The sequence below is a fragment of the Kitasatospora sp. NPDC056531 genome (assembly GCF_042794375.1).
GTDB lineage: Bacteria > Actinomycetota > Actinomycetes > Streptomycetales > Streptomycetaceae > Kitasatospora.
In genome coordinates, this window is the sequence record NZ_JBHTTU010000076.1 from 13,662 (window position 1) to 32,573 (window position 18,912).

Sequence of the window (18,912 nt, forward strand, 5' to 3'; positions counted from 1 at the left end):
CGTGGAACCTGCGCTACGGGGCGTTCGACCTGCTCGTCCCCGACACCGGGGACCCGGTGTTCCTGGAGGCCAATCCGGACGGCGACTGGCTCTGGTTCGAACGCAGGGCGCGTTGGCACGGCGTCTCGTTCATGGCCGCCGTGATGGTCCGCGAGTTGTTCGCACGGAGTATGTCGTGAGGAGACCGCACCGATGACAGCGATACGGGGTGCCGAGGTCTCCGCCCGGGACCTGCTGCTGGTGGCCATGCTCGCGCGGGGGCACACGACCGAGCGCGTGGCCCGCGAGCTGCGGCTGAGCAGGCACACCGTGGGCGAGGAGATCAGCGTCCTGCTCGGGCGGTTCAACTGCCGCAACCGGGCGGAGCTGGTGGCCTACTGCTACGTCCACCGGCTGCTGCCGATCGGCATCTGGCCGCCGCCGTGCGGCCCTCGTGAAAGGGATGCGTGAAGGGGATGGGTGTCATGTTCGATCCACTGACCAGCCTGCGCGAAGCGGGTCTCCCGGTCGACCAGTTGAGCGCCGCGCAGCGCGAGGTGCTGGCCGGTCTGACCGAGGAGGAGACGGCCGTCGTCGCATCGGTCCAACGCCGGCTCGCCCGGGCGGAGGCCGAGACGGACACCGAGGTGTGGGCCCACGACCTGAAGCTGCTCTGATCGCCGTCCACGGCGATTCCCGTCCACGACTTACGTCACCGACCCCGCACCACGACCGAGCCCTGGCGGAGGACCGCGCATGAGTCGCAGGTTGGTGGTCGTGCTCTTCCTCGACCTCGTCGGCTGGACCCGGCTCGCCGAGCGCGTCGATCCGGAGCCGTTGCAGCAGCTCCTCGAGCAGTACTACGAGATCTGCTGCACCACCGTGGAGGAACACGGCGGAACGGTGGAGAAGTTCATCGGCGACGCCGTCATGGCGGTCTTCGGGGCGGACACCTCGCGGGAGGACGACGCGCTGCGGGCACTGCGCACGGCCGTGCTGATCCGCGCCGGGGTCGGCCGGCTGCGCGCACCGGCCGCCGACGCCGTACCGGTGGAGATCCACTGCGGCATCGCCGCCGGTGAGGCCCTGGTGACGCGCTCGGCCCGGGCCGGCCTGCGGATCGTCGGCGACGTGGTCAACCTCGCCGCACGCCTGCAGTCCTCCGCGGTCGCCGGCGAGATCATCGTCAACGAGACCGTCGCCCAACTGGCGGGCCCGCGCTACGCGATGGACCCGGTGCCGCCGCTGACGCTCAAGGGCAAGGCCGAACCCGTCGCCGCGCTGTGCGTGACCGGCGAGGCCGCCGTCGACGGGATCGGCGACGAGCCGCGCATGGTGGACCGCCGCACCGAACGCCGTCGGCTGCGCCGGATCTACCACCGGGTGGCCGGGGACCGGAGACCGGCGGTGGTGTCGGTGCTGGGGCCGGCCGGCATCGGCAAGACGCGGCTGGTCAGGGAGACCGTCGAGGGGCTCGTCGCGGCCGGGGCCGGGCCGGTCGCCGTGTTCGGCAACTGTCCGTCCTACGGGGCGAAGAGCACGTACTCGGCCCTCGTCGACGTCCTGGACGGACTGGAGCGACAGGTGCCCGCCTGCGCGGAGCTGCTGCGGACCGACCGGCGCATCGCCGGGGTGCTCGCCGGCCTGCGCGAGGCCTCACCCGCCCGCCCTGCCACCGCCGGACCGGGCCCGGGGGTGGAGGAGGTGTCCTGGGCCGCGCGCGAGCTGCTCGCCGCCGCCGCGGCCACCCGCCCGCTCGTCGTGGTGTGGGACGACCTGGAGTGGGCGGGGCCTTCGTTCCTGCAGCTCATCGCCGAACTGACCGGCGCCCTGCGGGACGTCCCGCTGCTGACGCTCTGCGTGGCCCGGCCGGAGTTCGGCGGGCCGGACGGGCCCCGGCTCGACGGCGACGAGGTGATCGACCTCGGCGCGCTGGACCCGGTCGACAGTGCCCGGCTGGCGGCCTCGCTGGCCTCGGGCCGCGGCCCCGGTGAGGTGCAGCCGCACGCCCTCGGCCTGGCCGACCGGGTCGCCCTGTACAGCGCGGGCAATCCGCGGTTCATCCGGCTGATGGTGGAGTGGCTGGGCACCGGCCGGACGGTGGACGAGGTGCCGCCGACCATCACCGCCATGGTGGGCGCGATGATCGACCGGCTCCCACCGCCCGCCCGGCGGCTGCTGGGCGCGGCCGCGGTGATCGGTCCCACGTTCACCCTGGAGCAACTCGCCCTGCTGGACGAGGCGGTGCTGGGTGAGACGGCGCTGGACGAGACGGTGCTGCCCGAGACCGCGCCGGCCGCGACCGCCGACGCGCTGGCGCGGCAGCAGCTGTTCCGCGCCACCGCGGACGAGGGCGGCTACCGCTTCATCCAGCAGCCGGTCCACGAGGTGGCGTACGGGCGGCTGGAGAAGCAGCAGCGCATCGCGTGGCACCGGCGCCTGGCCGAGCGCGGCTTCAGCCCCGGCTTCCACTTCGAGGCCGCCGCGCACCTGCTCGGCGGGCTGCGCCCGGACGACTCGGAGCTGCCGCAGCTGGCCCGGCGGGCGGCCGAAGCGCTGCTCACCGAGGGGACGGCGGCGCTGCGGCAACGCGACCTGCCGAGCGCGATCGAACTGCTGGAACGCGCGCTGGTGCTGGCGGGACGGGGGCCGGGGCGGTGGAGGCAGGTCGCGGCGATCCGACTCAGCGACGCCCTGATGCTCGCCGGGGACACCGGGCGCGCGGTGGAGGTGGTCGCGGACGGCCTGCGGCACGGTCCCGACGACCCCGGACGACGGCTCTACCTGGTGCAGCGCTCCCTGTTGGCGGCGCGCCTGGGCACGGTCACCGAGGCGGGCGTCGAGGGGCTGCGGGCCGAGCTCGACGGCGAGCCAGGCACCCCGGAAGACCGCTTCGCCTGGTGCCGGTTCGAGCAGCTGCGGATGCTGCTCCACCTGGCGCGCGGCCGGTTCGGGGCCGCTGAGGAAGCGGCGTGCGCCGCGCTGGAGCACGCCCGGGCCGCCGGTGACGCGTACGAGGAGGACCGGCTCCTGGTCGCCCTGTGCGAGGTCCGCCAGTGGTCGCCGACCCCGGTGCCCAGCAAACTGGCGGGCTGCGCCGAGCTCGTGGAGCGGTTCGCCGCCGACCGGTTCCTGCTCCTGCCCGCGTTGGCCGCACGGGCCCGTTGCCTGGCGCTGACCGGGGACGACGCCGGCGCCCGCGCGGCGCTGGCCGAGGCCGGATCCGTCGTCGAGCAGCTCCGGCTGACCATGGGAGGCGTCCTGGTCGACCAGGTGGCCGGGCTGGCCTGTTCGCTGCGCGGTGACCACGCCCGGGCCGAACGGCACTTCCGCCACGCGGCCGAGGCCCTGGAGGCGGCCGGCTACGTGTCGGTCCCGCTGGGCATGCGGGTGCAGGCGGCCCGTGAGTGCGCCCGGCGGGGCCGCCTGGACGAAGCCGCCGCGCGGATCGCCGAACTCCTCGACCGGCGGGAAGAGATGGACGTCCGGGGGCGGATCCTGTGCCTCTCGGCGGCGGTGCTGATCGCCGCCGGGCGCGGCCGCGCCGATCCGCTGCTCGCCGAGGTCCCGGCCCTGCTCGACGGCGTCGACGACCCGTGCCTGCGCGGCGAGGTCTGCTTCGACCTGGCCCGCGCGGCCCGGCTGCTCGGCGACGAGGCCGGGGCCCGCGCCATGGCCCTGGCGGCCGTCGACAGCTACACCGCCGTCGGTGCGACCCAACCTCTGGAAACGGTGTGCGAATGGACGTGAACGGCGCGCCCTGGCGGCGCGAGCGGCCGCAGCACTTCTCCGGCATGCCCGCCTGGAGCATGCCGACCGACGGCGACCTCGGCGAGCCCCTGCCGACCAGCCTGTTCGACGGCATCGACTCCCGGTGGGCCTGGGCGGGCGCGAGCGGTGAGGGCGTCCGGGTCTGCGTGCTGGACAGCGGCGTGGACGCGACCCATCCGCTGGTCGGGTCGGTCGAGCGGGCGTGGGAGGTGGTGACGGCCGAGGGCCGGGCGCCGCGGGTGGCCGAGTGCGAACCGGACGACGGCGCCGGGCACGGCACCGCGTGCGCGGGGATCATCCGCGCGATCGCGCCGCGGGTCTCGCTCAGTTCGCTGAAGGTCCTCGGCGACGGGAGGTCCGGCAGCGCCGCCGCGCTGGTCGCCGGGCTCGCCTTCGCGATCGAGGAGGGGTTCGACGTGATCAGCATGAGCCTGTCGACGAGCAGGCTGGAGTTCCGCGGCCGGCTCAGCGAACTGTGCGACCGCGCCTACTTCCGCCGCACGACGATCGTGGCGGCGGCGCACAACCTGCCGATCGAGAGCTTCCCGTGGAACTTCGCCTCGGTGATCTCGGTCGCCAGCCACGCCGAGCCGGACAGCATGCGCTTCTACTACAACTCCGCGCCGCCGGTGGAGTTCCGCGCCCGGGGGGTGCGCGTGCCGGTGGCACGGCCGGGCGGCGGCACCGTCCGCAGCACCGGCAACAGCTTCGCTGCGCCGCACATCGCCGGGATCGCGGCCCTCGTGCTGAGCAAGCACCCCTGGCTCACGCCGTTCCAGCTCAAGACCGTGCTGTACCACTGCGCCGCAAACCTTTCGGCCCCAGGAGGCGGAGATTGACTTCCTCCCCGTCCTAAAGGGACGGGGATTCCCCTCAGCCTCGCGGCTGAGCCGCTGCGCGTGAGCGCGGCGGTGGGACGACTTCCTGCTTCACCGACGACCGCCCGCCCGGAGTGCTCCGTTGAGGTCTTACACCGTCTCCACAGGCTGTAACCGCCAGCCCGGCGGCCAGGATGTTGATAGCTGCGTTCACGTCGCGGTCGTGCGTCGCCCCGCAGTCGCACGTCCACTCGCGGACGTTGAGCGGCATCTTCCTTCGCAGGCTGCCGCAGGCCGAGCACAGCTTGGACGAGGGGAACCAGCGGTCCACGACCACCAGGTCCCGCCCGTACCAGTCGGCCTTGTACTCCAGCATGGACCGCATCTCGGTCCAGCTCGCGTCCGAGATGGCTCGGGCGAGCGTGTGGTTCCCGACCATGTTGCGCACGGTCAGGTCCTCGATCACGAGCGTTTGGTTTTCGCGCACGAGTCGAGTGGTGAGCTTGTGCAGGAAGTCACTGCGCCGGTCGGCGATCCGGGCATGGATCTTCGCGACCTTGATGCGGGCCTTCGCTCGGTTGTTGCTGCCCTTGACCTTACGAGACAGCTCCCGCTGAGCCTTGACGAGGTGTTCCCGGTCCTTGCGCTCATGCCTCGGGTTGGCGATCTTCTCGCCGGTGGAGAGCGTCACCAGGCTGGTGATACCGGCATCGATCCCGACCACCACGTTCACCGGCTCGGGCATGGTCGGCCGGTCGTCGCACAACATCGAGACGAACCAGCGACCCGCCGCGTCGCGGCTGACGGTCACCGTGGACGGTACCGCACCTTCGGGCAGCGGGCGCGACCAGACGATAGCCAGCGGCTCGGCCATCTTTGCCAAGGTCAGCTCGCCGTCACGGAAGCGGAATGCCGAGCTGGTGTACTCGGCCGATGCGCGCGACTTGTGCTTGGACTTGAAGCGCGGGTACTTGGCGCGCTTGGCGAAGAAGTTGGTGAACGCCCCCTGCAAGTGCCGCAGGCACTGCTGCATCGGGACGCTGGACACCTCGGTCAGGAAGGCCAGTTGCTCGGTCTTCTTCCAGGCCGTCAGCATCGCCGAGGTCTGGTTGTAGGTGATGCGCTCCTGGCGCAACGCCCACGCTTCCGTACGCGCCGCGAGCGCCATGTTGTAGACCTTCCGCACGCACCCGAACGTGCGCGACAGCTCAGCTGCCTGCGCGTCGGTCGGGTAAAAGCGGTACTTGAATGCCCGCTTCACGCGAGTGGCCTGCATAACTCACACCGTACCACCGTGGATTGTGAGTATGTGACAAGTAACTCTGCTCCCACCACGCCGCCTTGACGGCGATTCGGCTGCCCCTGACCCGCTGCGCGGGAAGTCCGTTTCCTTCCCCGGCTAAAGCCGGAGGTATCCACGGAGGTATCAGATGAAGCCCTTGCCACCCGATCCCGTCAGCGGGGCGACCGAGCGTCAACTGCTGCAGTCCGTCGTGTCGGTGGCCCGTTACGTCTACGGCGCCGCCGCGTCCTCGGTCTTCATGGTGAGCCCCGACACCGGGGAGCTGGTCTTCGCGGCGGTCGCCGGCGAGGGCGAACAGGGCCTGGTCGGCAAGCGCTTCGAGCCCGGCACCGGCATCGCCGGCTGGGTGGCGGCCAGCGGCCAGCCGCTGATCACCGACAACGTGGCCGACAGCGACCGGTTCGCCCACGACGCCGCGGCGTCCACCGGGTACGTCCCCACCAGCATCCTGGCCGCGCCGCTGATCGCGGACGGGGAGTGCATCGGCGTGATCGAGGTGCTGGACCGCCATGTCCGGCCGGCCAACGACCCCAGCCGCGAGCTCGACGACATCGAGCTGCTGGGCCTGCTCGCCACCCAGGCCGCCCTGAGCCTCGCCCTGCTCCGGCGCGGCGAGCGGACAGTGGACGCCGCGCCGCGGCTGGGCGAGCTGGTGGCCAGGCTGTCGGACCACGCCGTCATGGAATCCTCCGACCCGCTGGCCGCCGCGCTGCTGGGCATCTCGCTGGAGCTGCTGGACCGACGGGCGCAGCTGACCCCGAACTCGGGGTGACGACCGGCGGAGACGCGGCACAGACGGGTCGGCGACGCACCGCAGACGGGTCGGCGACGCACCGGAGACGCGCACGGAACGGGCCTCGCCTACCGTCCTGGCCCATGGTGCACAGTACCGAGACCGAAGCGCCGTTCCCCGAACTGCTCCGCCACAAGCGGGTCCAAGCCGGACTCACCCAGCGGACGCTCGCCGACCTGTCGACCATCAGCCCGCGGACGATCCGGGACCTCGAATCGGGCCGGGCCCACGCACGGATGCAGACCGTCCGCCTGCTCGCGGACGCCCTGCGGCTGCACGGCCTGGCGCGCGAGCTCTTCATCAGCTCGGGTTCGGGCGGCCGCCGGGGAGAGCCGGACGGAACCGACCCCGGCCTCGCCGCACCTCGGGCCGTCAACGCCCTGCTCGGGCGCGACACCGAGGTGCGGGCGATGGCGCAGGCCCTGGAGTCGGGCCATCGCCGCATGGTCTCCGTCTCCGGGCTCCCCGGCGTGGGCAAGTCGAGGGTGGCCGCCGAGCTGGCCGCCCGGCTCGGCTCGCGCCGCGGCTGGCCGGTGCTGTGGATCGGGACGGGCCCCCAGCCTCACGGCGCCAGCGGTACGGCGTTCGGCCCGTTGACGAAGTCGCTGCGCCTGCTGGTCGAATCGGGGGCGGCGGACGTGTCCGCGGTCTGCCGGCTGATCGGCCGCCACGAGGCGCTGCTGGTGCTCGACGGGGTCGCCGACGCCGGGCACCCGGCCGGGGTGGAGGAGTTGCTGGCGTACTGCCCCGGCATCCGGGTGGTCAGCACCTCCCGGACGCCCTGGCAGGTCGCGGGCGTCCAGGCGACGGTGCTCCCGCCACTGGCCGTGCCGGGGGCGGAGTGGGACGCGACGGGGTCACCGGACTCGCTGACCGGCGTGCCGTCGGTGCGGCTGCTGCTGGACCGGCTCTCGGAGGTCCGGCCGGGGTTCGCGCCCGGCCACGCCGAAGCGGACGCGCTGGCCCGGATCTGCCGACGGCTGGACGGCCTGCCGGTCGCCCTGGAGGCCGCGGCCGGCCGGTTCGGGGTGCTGGGCCTGCGCCAACTGGCGGAGGATCCCTTACCGAGCCTGCTCGACCTGCCGGTCCCGGCCCGGTCCGCGGGTGCTCCCGGGACGATCGGCGGCCTGCTCGGGGCCGAGGTCGACCGTCTGGACGCCGCCCACCGCACGATCCTGCTGGAACTGGCACGCTGCGACCGGGCGCCGACCGTACCCGAGGCCGCCGCGGTCCTGGACCGCCCGCGGAACGACCTCGTCGAGGACGTCGGCCAATTGCTGAGCCGTGGGCTCGTCCGCGCCTCGCACGAGGAGTCGGGAACGCGCCTGCACCTGCCGAACCTGCTGCGGGCGCTGCTGCGGGCCCCCCGGAACCCTGGATCGCCGTGACCGGCACCCTCGATCTCGATCCGAACGCCCCGGAGCACCGCGCCGACCCGTACCCGCTCCTGCACCGGATGCGCGAACTGGCGCCCGTCCACCGCCGGGTGGACCGGGTGAGCGGCCGGGCGTCCTGGTACCTGACCCGCTACGCGGACGTGCAACGCGCCCTGCTCGACCCGGACCTCGGCCGTCAACTCGACAGGCTCCCTGCCGAGTTGGCCGCCGCCCATCGACGGTGGGAGTTCGACCCGCTGGCGATGGTGCGGCGCAACGTCTTCAACCTCGACCCCCCGGACCACACCCGGCTGCGCCGCCTGATCGCCCCCGCCTTCGGTGCCCGCACGGTGGCGGCGGTCCGGCGACGCGTCGAACAGGTCGTGGACGGGCTCCTGCCGGCAACCCGGGACACCGGGGACGTGGTCGACGTGATCGCGGAACTGGCCCTGCCGCTGCCGGTCGTGGTCGTCGCCGAACTGGTCGGTTTCCCGGTCGACGACCTGACCGCGCTGCGCCGGTGGAGCGACGAGATGCTCCGGACCAGGGACCCGGTCCGGGTCCGCCGCGCGGGATTCGAGTTCATCGCGTACGTCGAGGAACGGATCGACGAACGGCGGCGCCGCCCGGGCGGGGACCTGCTCTCCCGGCTCCTCGCGGAGCAGGACGGCGGCGGGATCAGCCGGGCCGAGCTGGTCTCCACCGTGTTCCAGCTGCTGCTCGCCGGTGACGAGACGACGGTCAACCTGATCGGCAACGCCGTACTGGAACTTCTGCGCCACCCCGACCAGTTGGCCCGGCTGCGCGAGCGGCCCGCGCTACTGGACTCCGCGGTCGAGGAGGTGATCCGTTTCAACGGCCCGGTGGGACACACCCGGCCGGTGTACGCGCTCGCCGACGTGGAGATCGGCGGGGTGGTCGTCCCGCGCGGGGACACCGTGGTGCCCGTACTGCTGGCGGCCAACCGGGACCCGGCCGTCTTCGCCGAGCCGGACGCCTTCGACCTCACCCGCAGTCCGAACCGCCACCTCGGGTTCGGCCACGGCATCCACTTCTGCCTCGGCGCGGCCTTGGCCCGGCTGCAGGCCCGGGCCGCCGTCGGGGCCCTGGTACGGCGCTTCCCCGGGCTGTCCCTGGCCGTCGACCCGGCCGAGCTGGAATGGACGCCGGAGTTGTTCCTCCACGGGGTGCGCCGCCTACCGGTATCACTGGGAAGGGAATGACGACATGATCGATCCGAAGGTGTCCGGGAACCTCTCCCGGATGGCGTTCGGCCATGCCACCTCGCAGATCATCTACGCGGCCGTCCGGCTCGGAGTGCCGGAGGCGCTCGCTGACGGGCCACTGGCGACCGGCGAGCTGGCCCGGGCGGTCGACTGCGACCCGGACGGGCTGACCAGGCTGGTCCGGGCCCTGACGGTGCTGGGACTGCTCGACGAGGCCGCGCCGGGCCGCTTCGCCCTGGCCGAGCCGGGCCGCCTGCTGTGCGCCGGCCACCCGCGGTCGATCCGCGCGAGCGTGCTGCTGCTGGGCGACCCGGTGACGTGGCGGGCCTGGGGTGCGCTGACCGAGGGCGTGCGGACCGGCGGCGCGGCCTTCGACCAGGCCCACGGCCGGCCGCTGTTCGACCACCTGGCCGACGACCCCGAACTGTCGGGCCTCTTCAACGCCGCCATGGGCGAGGGCACCGGGTGGACCGCCCGGGAGGTGCCCCGGGCGTACGACTTCACGGGCGCCCGCACCGTGGTCGACATCGGCGGCGGGAACGGCACCCTGCTGGCGGCCGTGCTCCGGTCCGCACCCGACGCCCGAGGGGTCCTGTTCGACAGCGCCCAGGGGTCGGCGGCCGCCGCCGAGACCTTCCGGGCGGCCGGGCTCGCCCCGGACCGCTGGTCGATCGAAGCGGGCGACTTCTTCCAGGCGGTGCCGCGGGGCGACGTGCTGCTGGTGAAGGGCATCCTGCACGACTGGGACGACGAGCGCTGCGCCGCGCTGCTGCGCAACTGCCGGACGGCGATCGCCCCGGACGGACGCCTGCTGGTGGTGGAGCCCGTCCTGCCCGACCGCCTGGACGCCCAGGAGGCCGCCGGCGTCGTCATGAGCGACATCGCGATGCTGGTCTACACCGGGGGCCGGGAGCGCAGCCGGGCCGAGTTCCGGGCGCTGCTCGCCGACGGCGGTTTCCGACTCCTCGACGTCACCCGGCGGTTGGCGACCACGCCGGTCCGGATCCTGGTCGCGGCCCCGGACTGACCGGGGCCGGCGGTCCGGCCGGAAGCGGCCGGCCCGTCACGCCAGGTGCTCGGCGAGGAAGCGCTCCACTGCCGCGTAGTAGGTCTCGCGGTTGCCGGGCCTGGCGAGCCCGTGGCCCTCGTCGGGGAACAGCAGGTACTCGTGCGGCAGCCCCTTGGCGGCCAGCGCCGCGACGATCTGCTCCGCCTCCTCCCGGGGCACCCGGACGTCGTTGGCCCCCTGGGCCACCAGGACGGGGACGGCGATGTCGTCGACCCGCGACAGCGGGGACCGCTCCCACAGCATGTCGCGCTCGGTCTCCGGGTCCCCGACGTTGGCGGTCATGAACGCCCGCAGCGGGGTCCGGTACGGCGCCCCGGCCGCCAGCATCGTCAGCAGGTTCGACGGGGCGCACAGCGCTATCGCGCAGGTGAAGACGGAGGGGGTGAAGGCCGCACCGACGAGCGCCGCGTACCCGCCGTACGAGCAGCCCATGATCGCGACCCGGGAGGCGTCGATGCCGCCGTCCGCGACCAGGTGGTCGACCGCGTCGAGCAGGTCGGTGTGCATCGCGGCGCCCCACTGCTTGGCGCCCAGGTTGCGGAACCGCTTGCCGTAGCCCGTCGAGCCCCGGTAGTTGACCTGGACGCACGCGTAGCCGCGGTTGGCCAGCAGCTGCGCCTCCTCGTCGAAGGCGAAGGTGTGCCGGGCCCAGGGCCCGCCGTGCACGTTCACCACGGCCGGCAGGTTCCGGCGTTCGGCGCCCGGCGGCCAGGTCACGTAGCCGTGCACGGTGACCCCGTCGCGCGCGGTGAACTCGAAGGGCTCCATCCGGGCGAGCCGGTACCGTTCGAGCTCCGGCTGGTGGCTGAAGAGGTGGCGCAGTCGGCCGTCCTCGCGGTCGTGGAGGTAGTAGAGGACCGGGCCGGCGCCGGTCACCACCGAGACCGTCCACAGCCGGTCGGAGCGGTCGCTGCGGTCGACGTAGACCTCGCCGTCGATCCCCTGGAGCGCGAGTTCGCCGCGGATCCGGCCGAGGTCCTTGCCGAACTCCTCGTCGAGGTACACCCATGCGTCCCGGTCCTTGGCGAACGCCACCGCCTGCGGGGTGTGACCGAGCGGGTCCGGCTCGACCTGCTTGACGTCGTAGACGGGATCCTCGGCGAGCACGGTGTGCCGCCCGGTCGCGAGGTCGACGGCGAACAGGCGGCTGCTGTTGGCCCCGATGGAGGACAGCAGGTAGCAGGTGGCGCCGTCCCGCGCGAAGCCGAGGACCCGCGTGCCCATGACGTCCTCGTAGGGCACGTCGAGCCAGGGCTCGGCACCGTCCGGACCGTCCGGCGGGTCCAGGTACAGGGCCGCGCCGCCGTCGGGCTTCATCGCCGAGCCGCCGCGTACCCGCAGGTCGGTGTCCACGATCCAGCTCAGGTACCCGGGGTTCTCCGCGACCTTGGTGAGCCGCGCCGTCACCAGGTCCAGCCGGTAGACGTCGTGCAGGTCGCGCCGGTCCTTGTTCAGTCCGATCAGCATCGTGGTCGGATGCCACCGGTTGTGGGCCAGCACCCGCGCCTGGACGCCCTCGAAGGGGGTGGCGCAGCGTTCCTCGCCGGTGACGAGGTCGAGGAGGTGCACCCGCCAGCTCTCGTCGCCGTTCTCGTCCCGCAGGTGGAACAGCGTGCGGTCGTCGTGGCAGAGGCCGTAGGTCCGGATGCCGCGCCCGCGGTCCCGGGTCAGTACGGTCGCCTCCTCCGGACGGTCCACCGGGGCCGTCCAGACGTTCATCACACCGTCGTCCGGCGCGAGGAACAGCAGCCTGGTCCCGTCCGGTGAGATCCGCGGCAGCAGGTACGAGGGGTTGCCGAACAGGACGGAGTGCGGGATCAGCGGTACGGATTCAGCCGTCACGGCTCACTCCAGGGGGGTAGCTGGCTGGCGTGGGCGCCCGGAGAGCCACCACTGGGAGAACCCCGGGTACTGCGCGACCGCCTCGTCGGTGTCGCGCGGAGGGTGCGGGTCGGCGGACGGCCCCTGCAGGAGGGGCGGGTTGACGCCCCGGGGGGAGGGGACCAGCGTCTGGGCCCGGAAGAGCGCCGTCATCAGCGCCGGGTTGCCGAGCACGGCCCGGGACATCCCGGCCCTTGCCCGGGGCCCGGGGGCGGAGTCGGTCCGCGGCCGGTCCTGGTCGGTCGCCATCCGCCACGCGCGCTCGGCCACCTCGGCCATGGCGACCTGGAGTTCGGGCAGGACGGACGGGTCGGCGCCGCGCCGCGCCAGCTCGCGGCCCAGGCGCACGGCGCTGAGCAGGGCGATCGACATCCCGTGCGAGTAGACCGGGTTCATCGCCGCCAGGGCGTCGCCGAGGACCAGGAAGCCGTCGGGCCGGGGCCCCCGTTCGAAGAACCTCCTGCGGTTCGCGGTGGCCCGGAACGGCCGGACTCCGCCGAGGGGTTCGGCTGCGGCCGTCAGCTCCGCCACGATCGGCGAGCCGAGTGCTCGGGCGCCGTCGGCGAATCCGCGTTCGTCGGTGGGCGGTGGCGCGGCGCGGGTGCCGGTCAGGGTGACGGTCCACCGGCCGCCCTCGATGGGGAACAGCGTCGCGCCGTACCCGGGCCGGCCGGCCGCCGGGCGCGGGTGCACCATGATCGCCGGGAGGTCGGCGGTGAGGTCCGCGGGCGCCCGGTAGATCCGTGTGGAGTACGCGAGCCCCGGGTCGACCGTCTCCTCCTCGACACCGGCCCCGCCGAGCGCGGCCAGCCACTCGCCCGCCCGCGAGCGCCGGCCCGTCGTGTCCACCACGAGGTCGGCCCGCAGGGTCTCGCCGGAGCCGTCCTCCCGGCCGACCACCACTCCGGTCACCCGCGAGGCGTCCCCGACGAGGCGCAGCGCACGGGTGCGCTCGCGCACCGACACCGTGCCGCCGGCCAGGGCGCGGCTGCGGATGACGTGGTCCATGAGCCAGCGGCTGCACGAGACCAGGAAGGCGCCGGTGTCGTGGCGGCGGAACCAGCCGCCCGAGGTCAGGATCAGCGCGTCGCCCGGGAGCCCGCGCCGGTGCGCGCCCTCGGCGAGGAGTGCCTCCAGGGTGCCCGGCAGCAGCGCTTCCAGGGCCTGGGCGCCCGCGGTCACCAGCACATGGCTGTGGAAGGCCTGCGGCAGCCCGGAGCGGACGCCCGGGCCCGCCGGATAGCGGCCGCCCTCGACCACGGTGACCTCGTCGACGTGCTCGGAGAGCACCTTGGCCACCAGGATGCCCGCGAAGCCCCCGCCGAGGACGACCGCCCGCGTCACGGCCGCGCGGCCGGCGCGGTTCCGGTCTCCTGGAGCAGACCGGCCTCGACCATCGAGCTGATGAACGAGTCCACCTCGGTACGGATGCGCTCGCCCAGCGCGGCGTTGTGGCCGGCGAACAGCAGGGCCAGCCGCTCGACGACCTCCTCCCGTTCACCGGCGCTCTCCACCAGGGCCCAGATCTGGGCGGCGGTCGCGTTCAGGGTCCGGAAGTCGCCAGACTCGGTGTGGTAGAGCGAGATCCCGCCCGCGCTCTCCTGCCAGATGACCGCATCACTGATGTGCAGGGACAACGCCCGACCTCCTGTTGACCGGCATGATGGGAATGAGCTCACCGACGGTGATCGCGGGCTTCGGCGTGGGGACGTAGGTCTTCCACTGCTCGTGCACGGGGTGCACCTCGCCGGTGGCGACCAGCCGGGGAACCGTCATGTCGAGGCTCTTCTCGGCGAGTTCCGCGCGGCTGACCCCGGCCTCCTGCCACAGCTGCGTCGTGACGCCGTGCCGCAGGATCCGGCACAGGTGCCGGCTGTTGCGCCGGACGTCCCCGGACTCCGCCATGTGCGAAGCCCGGCACCCGCCGCCGCAGTTCGCCTTGATGTAGCACTTCTCGCAGTCGGCGTGGAACTCCCCGCCGAAGACCGTGCTGCGGCGCATGGCCGACAGCACCGGGCTGGCGAAGACCTCCGACAGCCGCTGCCGTCGGACGTTGCCCGCGTGCTGTTCCTTGCCCGTGACGAGCTTGCACGGGTACACGTCGCCCAGGGAGTTGATGTAGATCTCGTTGCCGCCCATGCCGCAGTTGCCCTTGACCGAGCACGGCGTCACCGGCCGCGGCCCGTCCGGCAGGAGCTTTCCGGCCACCGGCGAGGTCCAGACGAGCTGCTGCACCCGCAGGTGGTCCCGCCAACCGAAGTCGTAGGCGTCGTCGACGCCCCGGCCCAGGTCGTTGTGGTTCATCAGGCGGATGCTGTGGATCTCGATCCCGTCGAGGAAGGACGCGAAGTCCTCCAGCTCGTCGATGTTGTCCGAGGTGACGATGTGGTTGATGGCCGGGGCCACGCCGGCGTCGTTGAGCAGCCGGATCGCCTTGTGGGTCCGGGCGAACGCGCCCTTGCCGCGGGTGCGGTCGTGGGTCTCGGCGGTGCCTCCGTCGAGGCTGACCGTGACCGCGTCGAAGAGCTCGGCGAAGCGCTGCGCCGTCGCCGCCGTCCTGATCATCGTCGCGTTGGTGATGATGTTCGACTTCAGGCCACTGCGGTTGGCGTGCTCGACGATCCGGAACAGGTCCTTGCGGAGCATCGGCTCGCCGCCGGTGAAGACGAGGGTCCGGGCGCCGAGGTCGGCGATCTGCGAGACCAGGTCGAGCGACTCGGCGGTGTCGAGCTCGCCCGGGAGGCACTTCTCGGACGACGCGTAGCAGTAGGGGCAGCGGAGGTTGCAGCCGTCGGTGATGGCGTAGTACACGACGTTCAGCGGGGCCTCGGCGACCTTGACCGCGGGCCGGTTGCCGTTGTAGTAGACGATCCAGTTCAGGATGAGCCTGGCCAGGACGCGTTCCGTCTCGTCGCTCGGCTCCAGTGCCCGTTCCCCTCCGGCCCGTTCACCGGCCAGGGCTTCGAGGACGCTGAACTCGCTTCGGTCGAGGACACATCGGGCACCCACTTCCGGGTTGACCACGAGGTATTCCTCGTCATGCACGAAGTACGTCAGGTCCGCCGGCACGTCGAACAACGACAGGTTCCGGACCAGATGCCCTCGCATCCCGCCTCCCATCCGGGCTGGCACACGCGCGACCCGACGAGCCTGGCCGTCGGGCCGCGCCTGTGGACTGTCAGGACTACTTCTGCGCCTGGCCGGCGCCGGACCAGGCGCCGCACGCACACAGCATCGCGGCGTCGAAGCCCTCCTGGGAGGACTCCGGCGCGGCCCACTCCTGGGAGTGCGCCACCACGTCGGGCAGAACGGCCATGAGGCGGGTCTTGGTCGAGATGAGGACCCGGGTCTCCTCGGGGGTCAGGCTGGCGTAGAACTCTTCGAGCTCGGGCGCCATCGTTCCGCCGAGGATCCCGGCTTCACGAAGGGCCTCCAGGGAGTTGAAGGTCATTGCTCCACCTTTCGCTGTCTCGGGCTATCTGAGCTGGGCTACCACCGAGACTGCTGCGTGGCGGACTTGTGAAACAACCCCACGATTGTGGGTTGCCGTGTGGCCTGCGGGCAGATAGTACGCACGTAGTGTGAAGCCCCGTCAACGGTTCGGAGGCGGCTCCACCGCGACGGCGGGCGTCGTCGTGGGTGTTGACGATCACGGTCGGGCTGCGGTCTCATCTCTACTCAGAGTTGAGCTGACATGACTCCGAATCCGCTGTTCGCAGCGGAAATCGATGAACATGCCAGCCTGACGGTCCCGTCGGACAACCCGAGAGGTGCGATGAGACCCACCGACCGCGACACCGTGCACGTATCACTCCTGCCGGACTTCGTCTGCCGCATGGACGGGCGAGTCGTCGACCTCAGCGACATCCAGCAGCGGCTCGTCGCGGCCGTGGTGCTCGACGACCGGCCGGTGGGACGCAACGACCTCGCCGCGCGGCTGTGGCCCGACGTCCCGCCCGTCCGGGCCACCGCACGACTGCGCCAGACCCTCTGGCGGCTGAACCAGGTGACGGTCCGGGAGCTGTTACGGACCTCGCACACCACCGTCGCCCTGGCCGAGCACGTCAAGGTGGACTACCGGACGGCGGCCGGACTGGTCTCGGCGGTGTCCCGGGCGGACGGGGAGGCGCTCCTCGGCGGCGACCGGCTGCCGCAGGCGTGGAGCATGCTCCGGCACCCGCTGCTGTACGGCTGGGACGACGAATGGCTCGTACCGTTCCAGGGGAAGTGGGAACTGCAGCGCGTCCAGGCGTTGGAGAACCTCGCCGAGACCTTCCTGCAGCGGCGCCAGCACTCCGCGGTGCTCGAACTCGCCGACGCCGCCGCCCAGGCCGACCCGCTGCGCGAGGGGCCACGGCGGATAGCCGTCCAGTCCTGCCTGCACGTCGGCGAGGTCGCCGACGCGCACCGCCGGTACCGCCGCTACCGGGAGCTACTGTCCTCGGAACTGGGCGTCGCGCCGAGCAGCGCCATCCCCCGGCTGCTGAAGCAGGACCGCGAACGCCAACTCGCCCTGGCCGGCGACTACTGACCGCGCCGCTCCCCCGCGTCGACCGTACGGCCTCATCCCAACCCGCTCTCCACAACGGCTTGTTCTGGTGCCGCCGACGCCTGGGGAGGGGCTGTCAGCGCCCCTCCCCGCCGTCAGGGCGCCGTCAGGGCGCGCCAGGCGCTTCGCCAGGCGCCGCCGGTCAGACCGCCGGCCAGTTGCGCAGCAGGGCGTCGAGGGCGTCCAGGATGCGCGACCAGGTGTCCTCGGTGGTGCGCGGGGTGTGCTGGAAGCTCCCCGCCCGCTCCAGGGCGACGTAGCCGTGGAAGGTGCTGCCGAGGAGGCGGACCGCGTCGGTCTCGTCGGGCTCCGCGAGGTCGTAGCCGCGCAGGATCGCGCGGGTCATCTGGGAGTGCCGGACGGCCGCGCTGTTCCGCGCGGTCTCGTAGTCGAGTTCGAGCTGCGCCGCGGCGTAGCGGCCGGGGTGTTCGCGGGCGTAGTCGCGGTAGGCGTTGGCGAAGGCGGCCAGCGCGTCCTTGCCGGCCCGTCCGGCCAGGGCGGCGGCGACCCGGTCGGCGAGCTCCTCGAGCGCGAGCAGGGCGATCCTGGTCTTGAGGTCCTGGGAGTTCCTGACGTGCGAGTACAGGCTCGCGTCCTTGACGCCGAAGTGGCGCGCCAACGCGGAGACCGTGACCTTGTCGAAGCCGACCTCGTCGGCCAGCTCCGCACCCGCCCGGGTGAGCCGTTCCGCGTTCAGCCCTACGCGTGCCATGCGCTTCCTCTCCATCGCAGGAGGCCACTATACATTTGCCTAATACTCCTAGGTTATTTACTGTGCCTCCTATGAAGCCGTTGACCGAGCAAGAGATCCGCTCCGCCTTCGTGAACTGCAGCAAGGGCGAGGCGAAGCGCCTGCACATCCCCCGCGACCTGGACGAACAGCCCTGGGACGACCTGGACTTCCTCGGCTGGCGCGACCCGCAGGCCCCCGACCGCGCCTACCTCGCGGCGGAACTGGACGGCCGTACGGTGGCGGTCGCGCTGCGCTCCTCCGGCACCGCCGCCTGGCAGGCCCGCCGCAGCATCTGTTCGCTCTGCGTGACCACCCACACCGGGGGCGTCTCGCTACTGGTCGCGCCCCTCGCCGGGAAGGCCGGCAAGCAGGGCAACTCCGTCGGCGCGTACATGTGCAGCGACCTCGCCTGCTCGCTCTACGTGCGCGGCAAGCGCGAGGTGGGCACCCGGCTCCACGAGTCGCTGACCACTGAGGAGAAGATCCACCGCACGGTGGCCAACCTCGCCGCCTTCGTCGCCAAGGTCACCGTGTGACCCGTCCCGGGGTCCCACCCGGGCCTGGCCAGGAACGGGAGGAACTGCGGCGGGTGCGGGTGGGTCTTCCGCCCGAGCTCGCGCGGAAGCGCTCCGGCAGACGCAATTCGACGATCGCCGCGCTCGCCCTGGTGCTGAGCGCGGGTGGGATGTTCGCGCTCACCGAGCTGGGTGGCAGGGGCTCCGGCACGTCGAACGATTTCACCGCCGCCGGACACAACACCTCCTTCTCCGTCTCCGTCTCCGCTTCCCCGACGTCCCCCGGCCTGCGCCGGATCGTCGGGTACTGGAAGGGTCACCTGGCCGGGCCGCTGAACAGCGTGGCCGTGACCTTCGCCCAGACCTCGGCCGGCGGGAACGGCACTGCGAGGGTCGTGTACACCCTGCCCGGCGGGCAGACCACCTGCCAGGTGGACTACCGGACCGACGACCTCGGGAACGGGGACGTCAGCCTGTTCGGCGGCAAGGTCGCCGACCTCAGGAACGGCACCTGCGCCAACACCGACTCGGACGCCTCCGTCCGCATCGGCCAGTCCGGTGAACTGACGTACAGCACCCACGTGAGCGGCAAGTCCGCCGACGGCCAACTCACCAGGAGCAACGGCCTCTCCTAGCCGAGCGGGTCGAGGACGGTACCCGGCGGCTCGTCGACTCCGCTCCCCCGCAGGCGGAGTAGGCAGGTCCGGCGCGACCGCTCCGGCGACCAGCGCGGCCCGGCTGAAGGGCCGCCGCATCAACGGCAGTACGGCCGCGGGGTGGGACAGGGTGACCGGCACGACACGATACTGAGCTTGATCGGGTGATGTCGGGGTCGTTCGGCTGACAGGCGCCGGACGGCTCCGGTAGCTGTTGGTTGTGAGATACGCGCAGGGCGGCGG

At 72.5% G+C, this 18,912-nt stretch carries 18 protein-coding genes and 1 pseudogene; 11 read left to right on the forward strand and 8 right to left on the reverse strand.

Going from position 1 to position 18,912, the window contains the following annotated elements; genetic code table 11:
* The first annotated feature begins 192 nt into the window (after window positions 1-192).
* From ACFQ87_RS35625 to ACFQ87_RS35640, 4 genes are all read left to right on the forward strand, one after another.
* A complete protein-coding gene (locus ACFQ87_RS35625) occupies window positions 193-450 on the forward strand; it encodes a LuxR C-terminal-related transcriptional regulator (RefSeq protein WP_380615062.1) in 258 nt (85 codons plus the stop codon).
* Window positions 451-464: 14 nt separating this feature from the next.
* Complete coding sequence (locus ACFQ87_RS35630) at window positions 465-656, forward strand: aroma-sacti cluster domain-containing protein (protein WP_380615063.1); 192 nt, start codon at window positions 465-467, stop codon at window positions 654-656.
* A 79-nt stretch (window positions 657-735) separates the two neighbouring features.
* Entirely contained in the window at window positions 736-3,729 is a 2,994-nt protein-coding gene (locus ACFQ87_RS35635) for an AAA family ATPase (protein ID WP_380615064.1), read from the forward strand.
* Entirely contained in the window at window positions 3,720-4,589 is an 870-nt protein-coding gene (locus ACFQ87_RS35640) for a S8 family serine peptidase (RefSeq protein ID WP_380615065.1), read from the forward strand. Before ACFQ87_RS35635 ends, ACFQ87_RS35640 begins: the two co-directional genes overlap by 10 nt.
* 34 nt (window positions 4,590-4,623) lie before the next feature.
* Here the strand turns inward: ACFQ87_RS35640 and ACFQ87_RS35645 are convergent, their stop codons facing one another.
* The gene (locus tag ACFQ87_RS35645) at window positions 4,624-5,844 is read right to left on the reverse strand and encodes an RNA-guided endonuclease InsQ/TnpB family protein (RefSeq protein WP_380615066.1); all 1,221 of its coding nucleotides are present in this window, start codon (window positions 5,842-5,844) and stop codon (window positions 4,624-4,626) included.
* A 154-nt stretch (window positions 5,845-5,998) separates the two neighbouring features.
* Here ACFQ87_RS35645 and ACFQ87_RS35650 point away from each other — a divergent pair, with 154 nt between their 5' ends.
* From ACFQ87_RS35650 to ACFQ87_RS35665, 4 genes are all read left to right on the forward strand, one after another.
* Window positions 5,999-6,643, forward strand: coding sequence for a GAF domain-containing protein (locus ACFQ87_RS35650; RefSeq protein WP_380615067.1), 645 nt, complete (start codon window positions 5,999-6,001; stop codon window positions 6,641-6,643).
* A gap of 104 nt (window positions 6,644-6,747) precedes the next feature.
* The gene (locus tag ACFQ87_RS35655; protein WP_380615068.1) at window positions 6,748-8,052 is read left to right on the forward strand and encodes a helix-turn-helix domain-containing protein; all 1,305 of its coding nucleotides are present in this window, start codon (window positions 6,748-6,750) and stop codon (window positions 8,050-8,052) included.
* Window positions 8,049-9,263, forward strand: a complete 1,215-nt coding sequence (locus ACFQ87_RS35660) for a cytochrome P450 (protein ID WP_380615069.1) — start codon at window positions 8,049-8,051, stop codon at window positions 9,261-9,263. Before ACFQ87_RS35655 ends, ACFQ87_RS35660 begins: the two co-directional genes overlap by 4 nt.
* 4 nt (window positions 9,264-9,267) lie before the next feature.
* Window positions 9,268-10,293, forward strand: coding sequence for a methyltransferase (locus tag ACFQ87_RS35665; protein ID WP_380615070.1), 1,026 nt, complete (start codon window positions 9,268-9,270; stop codon window positions 10,291-10,293).
* A 36-nt stretch (window positions 10,294-10,329) separates the two neighbouring features.
* Here the strand turns inward: ACFQ87_RS35665 and ACFQ87_RS35670 are convergent, their stop codons facing one another.
* The 5 genes from ACFQ87_RS35670 to ACFQ87_RS35690 form a co-directional block, all read right to left on the reverse strand.
* On the reverse strand, window positions 10,330-12,177 hold the full coding sequence (locus ACFQ87_RS35670; RefSeq protein ID WP_380615071.1) for a prolyl oligopeptidase family serine peptidase: 1,848 nt from the start codon (window positions 12,175-12,177) through the stop codon (window positions 10,330-10,332).
* A 3-nt stretch (window positions 12,178-12,180) separates the two neighbouring features.
* A complete protein-coding gene (locus tag ACFQ87_RS35675; RefSeq protein ID WP_380615072.1) occupies window positions 12,181-13,560 on the reverse strand; it encodes an NAD(P)/FAD-dependent oxidoreductase in 1,380 nt (459 codons plus the stop codon).
* A complete protein-coding gene (locus ACFQ87_RS35680) occupies window positions 13,557-13,853 on the reverse strand; it encodes a PqqD family protein (protein WP_380615073.1) in 297 nt (98 codons plus the stop codon). The genes ACFQ87_RS35675 and ACFQ87_RS35680 overlap by 4 nt, the downstream gene beginning before the upstream one ends.
* The gene (stsB, locus tag ACFQ87_RS35685) at window positions 13,834-15,324 is read right to left on the reverse strand and encodes a StsB family radical SAM/SPASM domain sactipeptide maturase (RefSeq protein WP_380615074.1); all 1,491 of its coding nucleotides are present in this window, start codon (window positions 15,322-15,324) and stop codon (window positions 13,834-13,836) included. The genes ACFQ87_RS35680 and stsB overlap by 20 nt, the downstream gene beginning before the upstream one ends.
* Before the next feature lie 76 nt (window positions 15,325-15,400).
* Complete coding sequence (locus ACFQ87_RS35690) at window positions 15,401-15,667, reverse strand: StsA-related sactipeptide RiPP (protein WP_380615075.1); 267 nt, start codon at window positions 15,665-15,667, stop codon at window positions 15,401-15,403.
* Window positions 15,668-15,991: 324 nt separating this feature from the next.
* Between ACFQ87_RS35690 and ACFQ87_RS35695 the strand changes: the two genes are divergently transcribed.
* Complete coding sequence (locus ACFQ87_RS35695) at window positions 15,992-16,747, forward strand: BTAD domain-containing putative transcriptional regulator (protein WP_380615076.1); 756 nt, start codon at window positions 15,992-15,994, stop codon at window positions 16,745-16,747.
* Window positions 16,748-16,907: 160 nt separating this feature from the next.
* On the opposite strand, the gene ACFQ87_RS35700 is transcribed toward ACFQ87_RS35695, so the two are convergent.
* Window positions 16,908-17,477, reverse strand: coding sequence for a TetR/AcrR family transcriptional regulator (locus ACFQ87_RS35700; RefSeq protein ID WP_380615077.1), 570 nt, complete (start codon window positions 17,475-17,477; stop codon window positions 16,908-16,910).
* Between the two features lie 71 nt (window positions 17,478-17,548).
* Here ACFQ87_RS35700 and ACFQ87_RS35705 point away from each other — a divergent pair, with 71 nt between their 5' ends.
* The gene (locus ACFQ87_RS35705; protein WP_380615078.1) at window positions 17,549-18,034 is read left to right on the forward strand and encodes an FBP domain-containing protein; all 486 of its coding nucleotides are present in this window, start codon (window positions 17,549-17,551) and stop codon (window positions 18,032-18,034) included.
* 53 nt (window positions 18,035-18,087) lie between these two features.
* Window positions 18,088-18,648, forward strand: coding sequence for a hypothetical protein (locus ACFQ87_RS35710; RefSeq protein WP_380615081.1), 561 nt, complete (start codon window positions 18,088-18,090; stop codon window positions 18,646-18,648).
* Window positions 18,649-18,720: 72 nt separating this feature from the next.
* On the opposite strand, the pseudogene ACFQ87_RS35715 reads toward ACFQ87_RS35710, so the two are convergent.
* Window positions 18,721-18,810: pseudogene (locus ACFQ87_RS35715) on the reverse strand (DUF4184 family protein); the annotation flags it as partial.
* Between the last annotated feature and the right edge of the window lie 102 nt (window positions 18,811-18,912).

Bases quoted from the DNA above. Each gene is read 5' to 3' on its own strand.
- ACFQ87_RS35645 (WP_380615066.1), bottom strand. From the start codon at position 5,844: ATGCAGGCCACTCGCGTGAAGCGGGCATTCAAGTACCGCTTTTACCCG.
- ACFQ87_RS35695 (WP_380615076.1), top strand. From the start codon at position 15,992: ATGAGACCCACCGACCGCGACACCGTGCACGTATCACTCCTGCCGGAC.
- ACFQ87_RS35655 (WP_380615068.1), top strand. From the start codon at position 6,748: ATGGTGCACAGTACCGAGACCGAAGCGCCGTTCCCCGAACTGCTCCGC.
- stsB (WP_380615074.1), bottom strand. From the start codon at position 15,324: ATGCGAGGGCATCTGGTCCGGAACCTGTCGTTGTTCGACGTGCCGGCG.
- ACFQ87_RS35635 (WP_380615064.1), top strand. From the start codon at position 736: ATGAGTCGCAGGTTGGTGGTCGTGCTCTTCCTCGACCTCGTCGGCTGG.
- ACFQ87_RS35705 (WP_380615078.1), top strand. From the start codon at position 17,549: ATGAAGCCGTTGACCGAGCAAGAGATCCGCTCCGCCTTCGTGAACTGC.
- ACFQ87_RS35625 (WP_380615062.1), top strand. From the start codon at position 193: ATGACAGCGATACGGGGTGCCGAGGTCTCCGCCCGGGACCTGCTGCTG.
- ACFQ87_RS35690 (WP_380615075.1), bottom strand. From the start codon at position 15,667: ATGACCTTCAACTCCCTGGAGGCCCTTCGTGAAGCCGGGATCCTCGGC.
- ACFQ87_RS35650 (WP_380615067.1), top strand. From the start codon at position 5,999: ATGAAGCCCTTGCCACCCGATCCCGTCAGCGGGGCGACCGAGCGTCAA.
- ACFQ87_RS35665 (WP_380615070.1), top strand. From the start codon at position 9,268: ATGATCGATCCGAAGGTGTCCGGGAACCTCTCCCGGATGGCGTTCGGC.
- ACFQ87_RS35630 (WP_380615063.1), top strand. From the start codon at position 465: ATGTTCGATCCACTGACCAGCCTGCGCGAAGCGGGTCTCCCGGTCGAC.
- ACFQ87_RS35640 (WP_380615065.1), top strand. From the start codon at position 3,720: ATGGACGTGAACGGCGCGCCCTGGCGGCGCGAGCGGCCGCAGCACTTC.
- ACFQ87_RS35700 (WP_380615077.1), bottom strand. From the start codon at position 17,477: ATGGCACGCGTAGGGCTGAACGCGGAACGGCTCACCCGGGCGGGTGCG.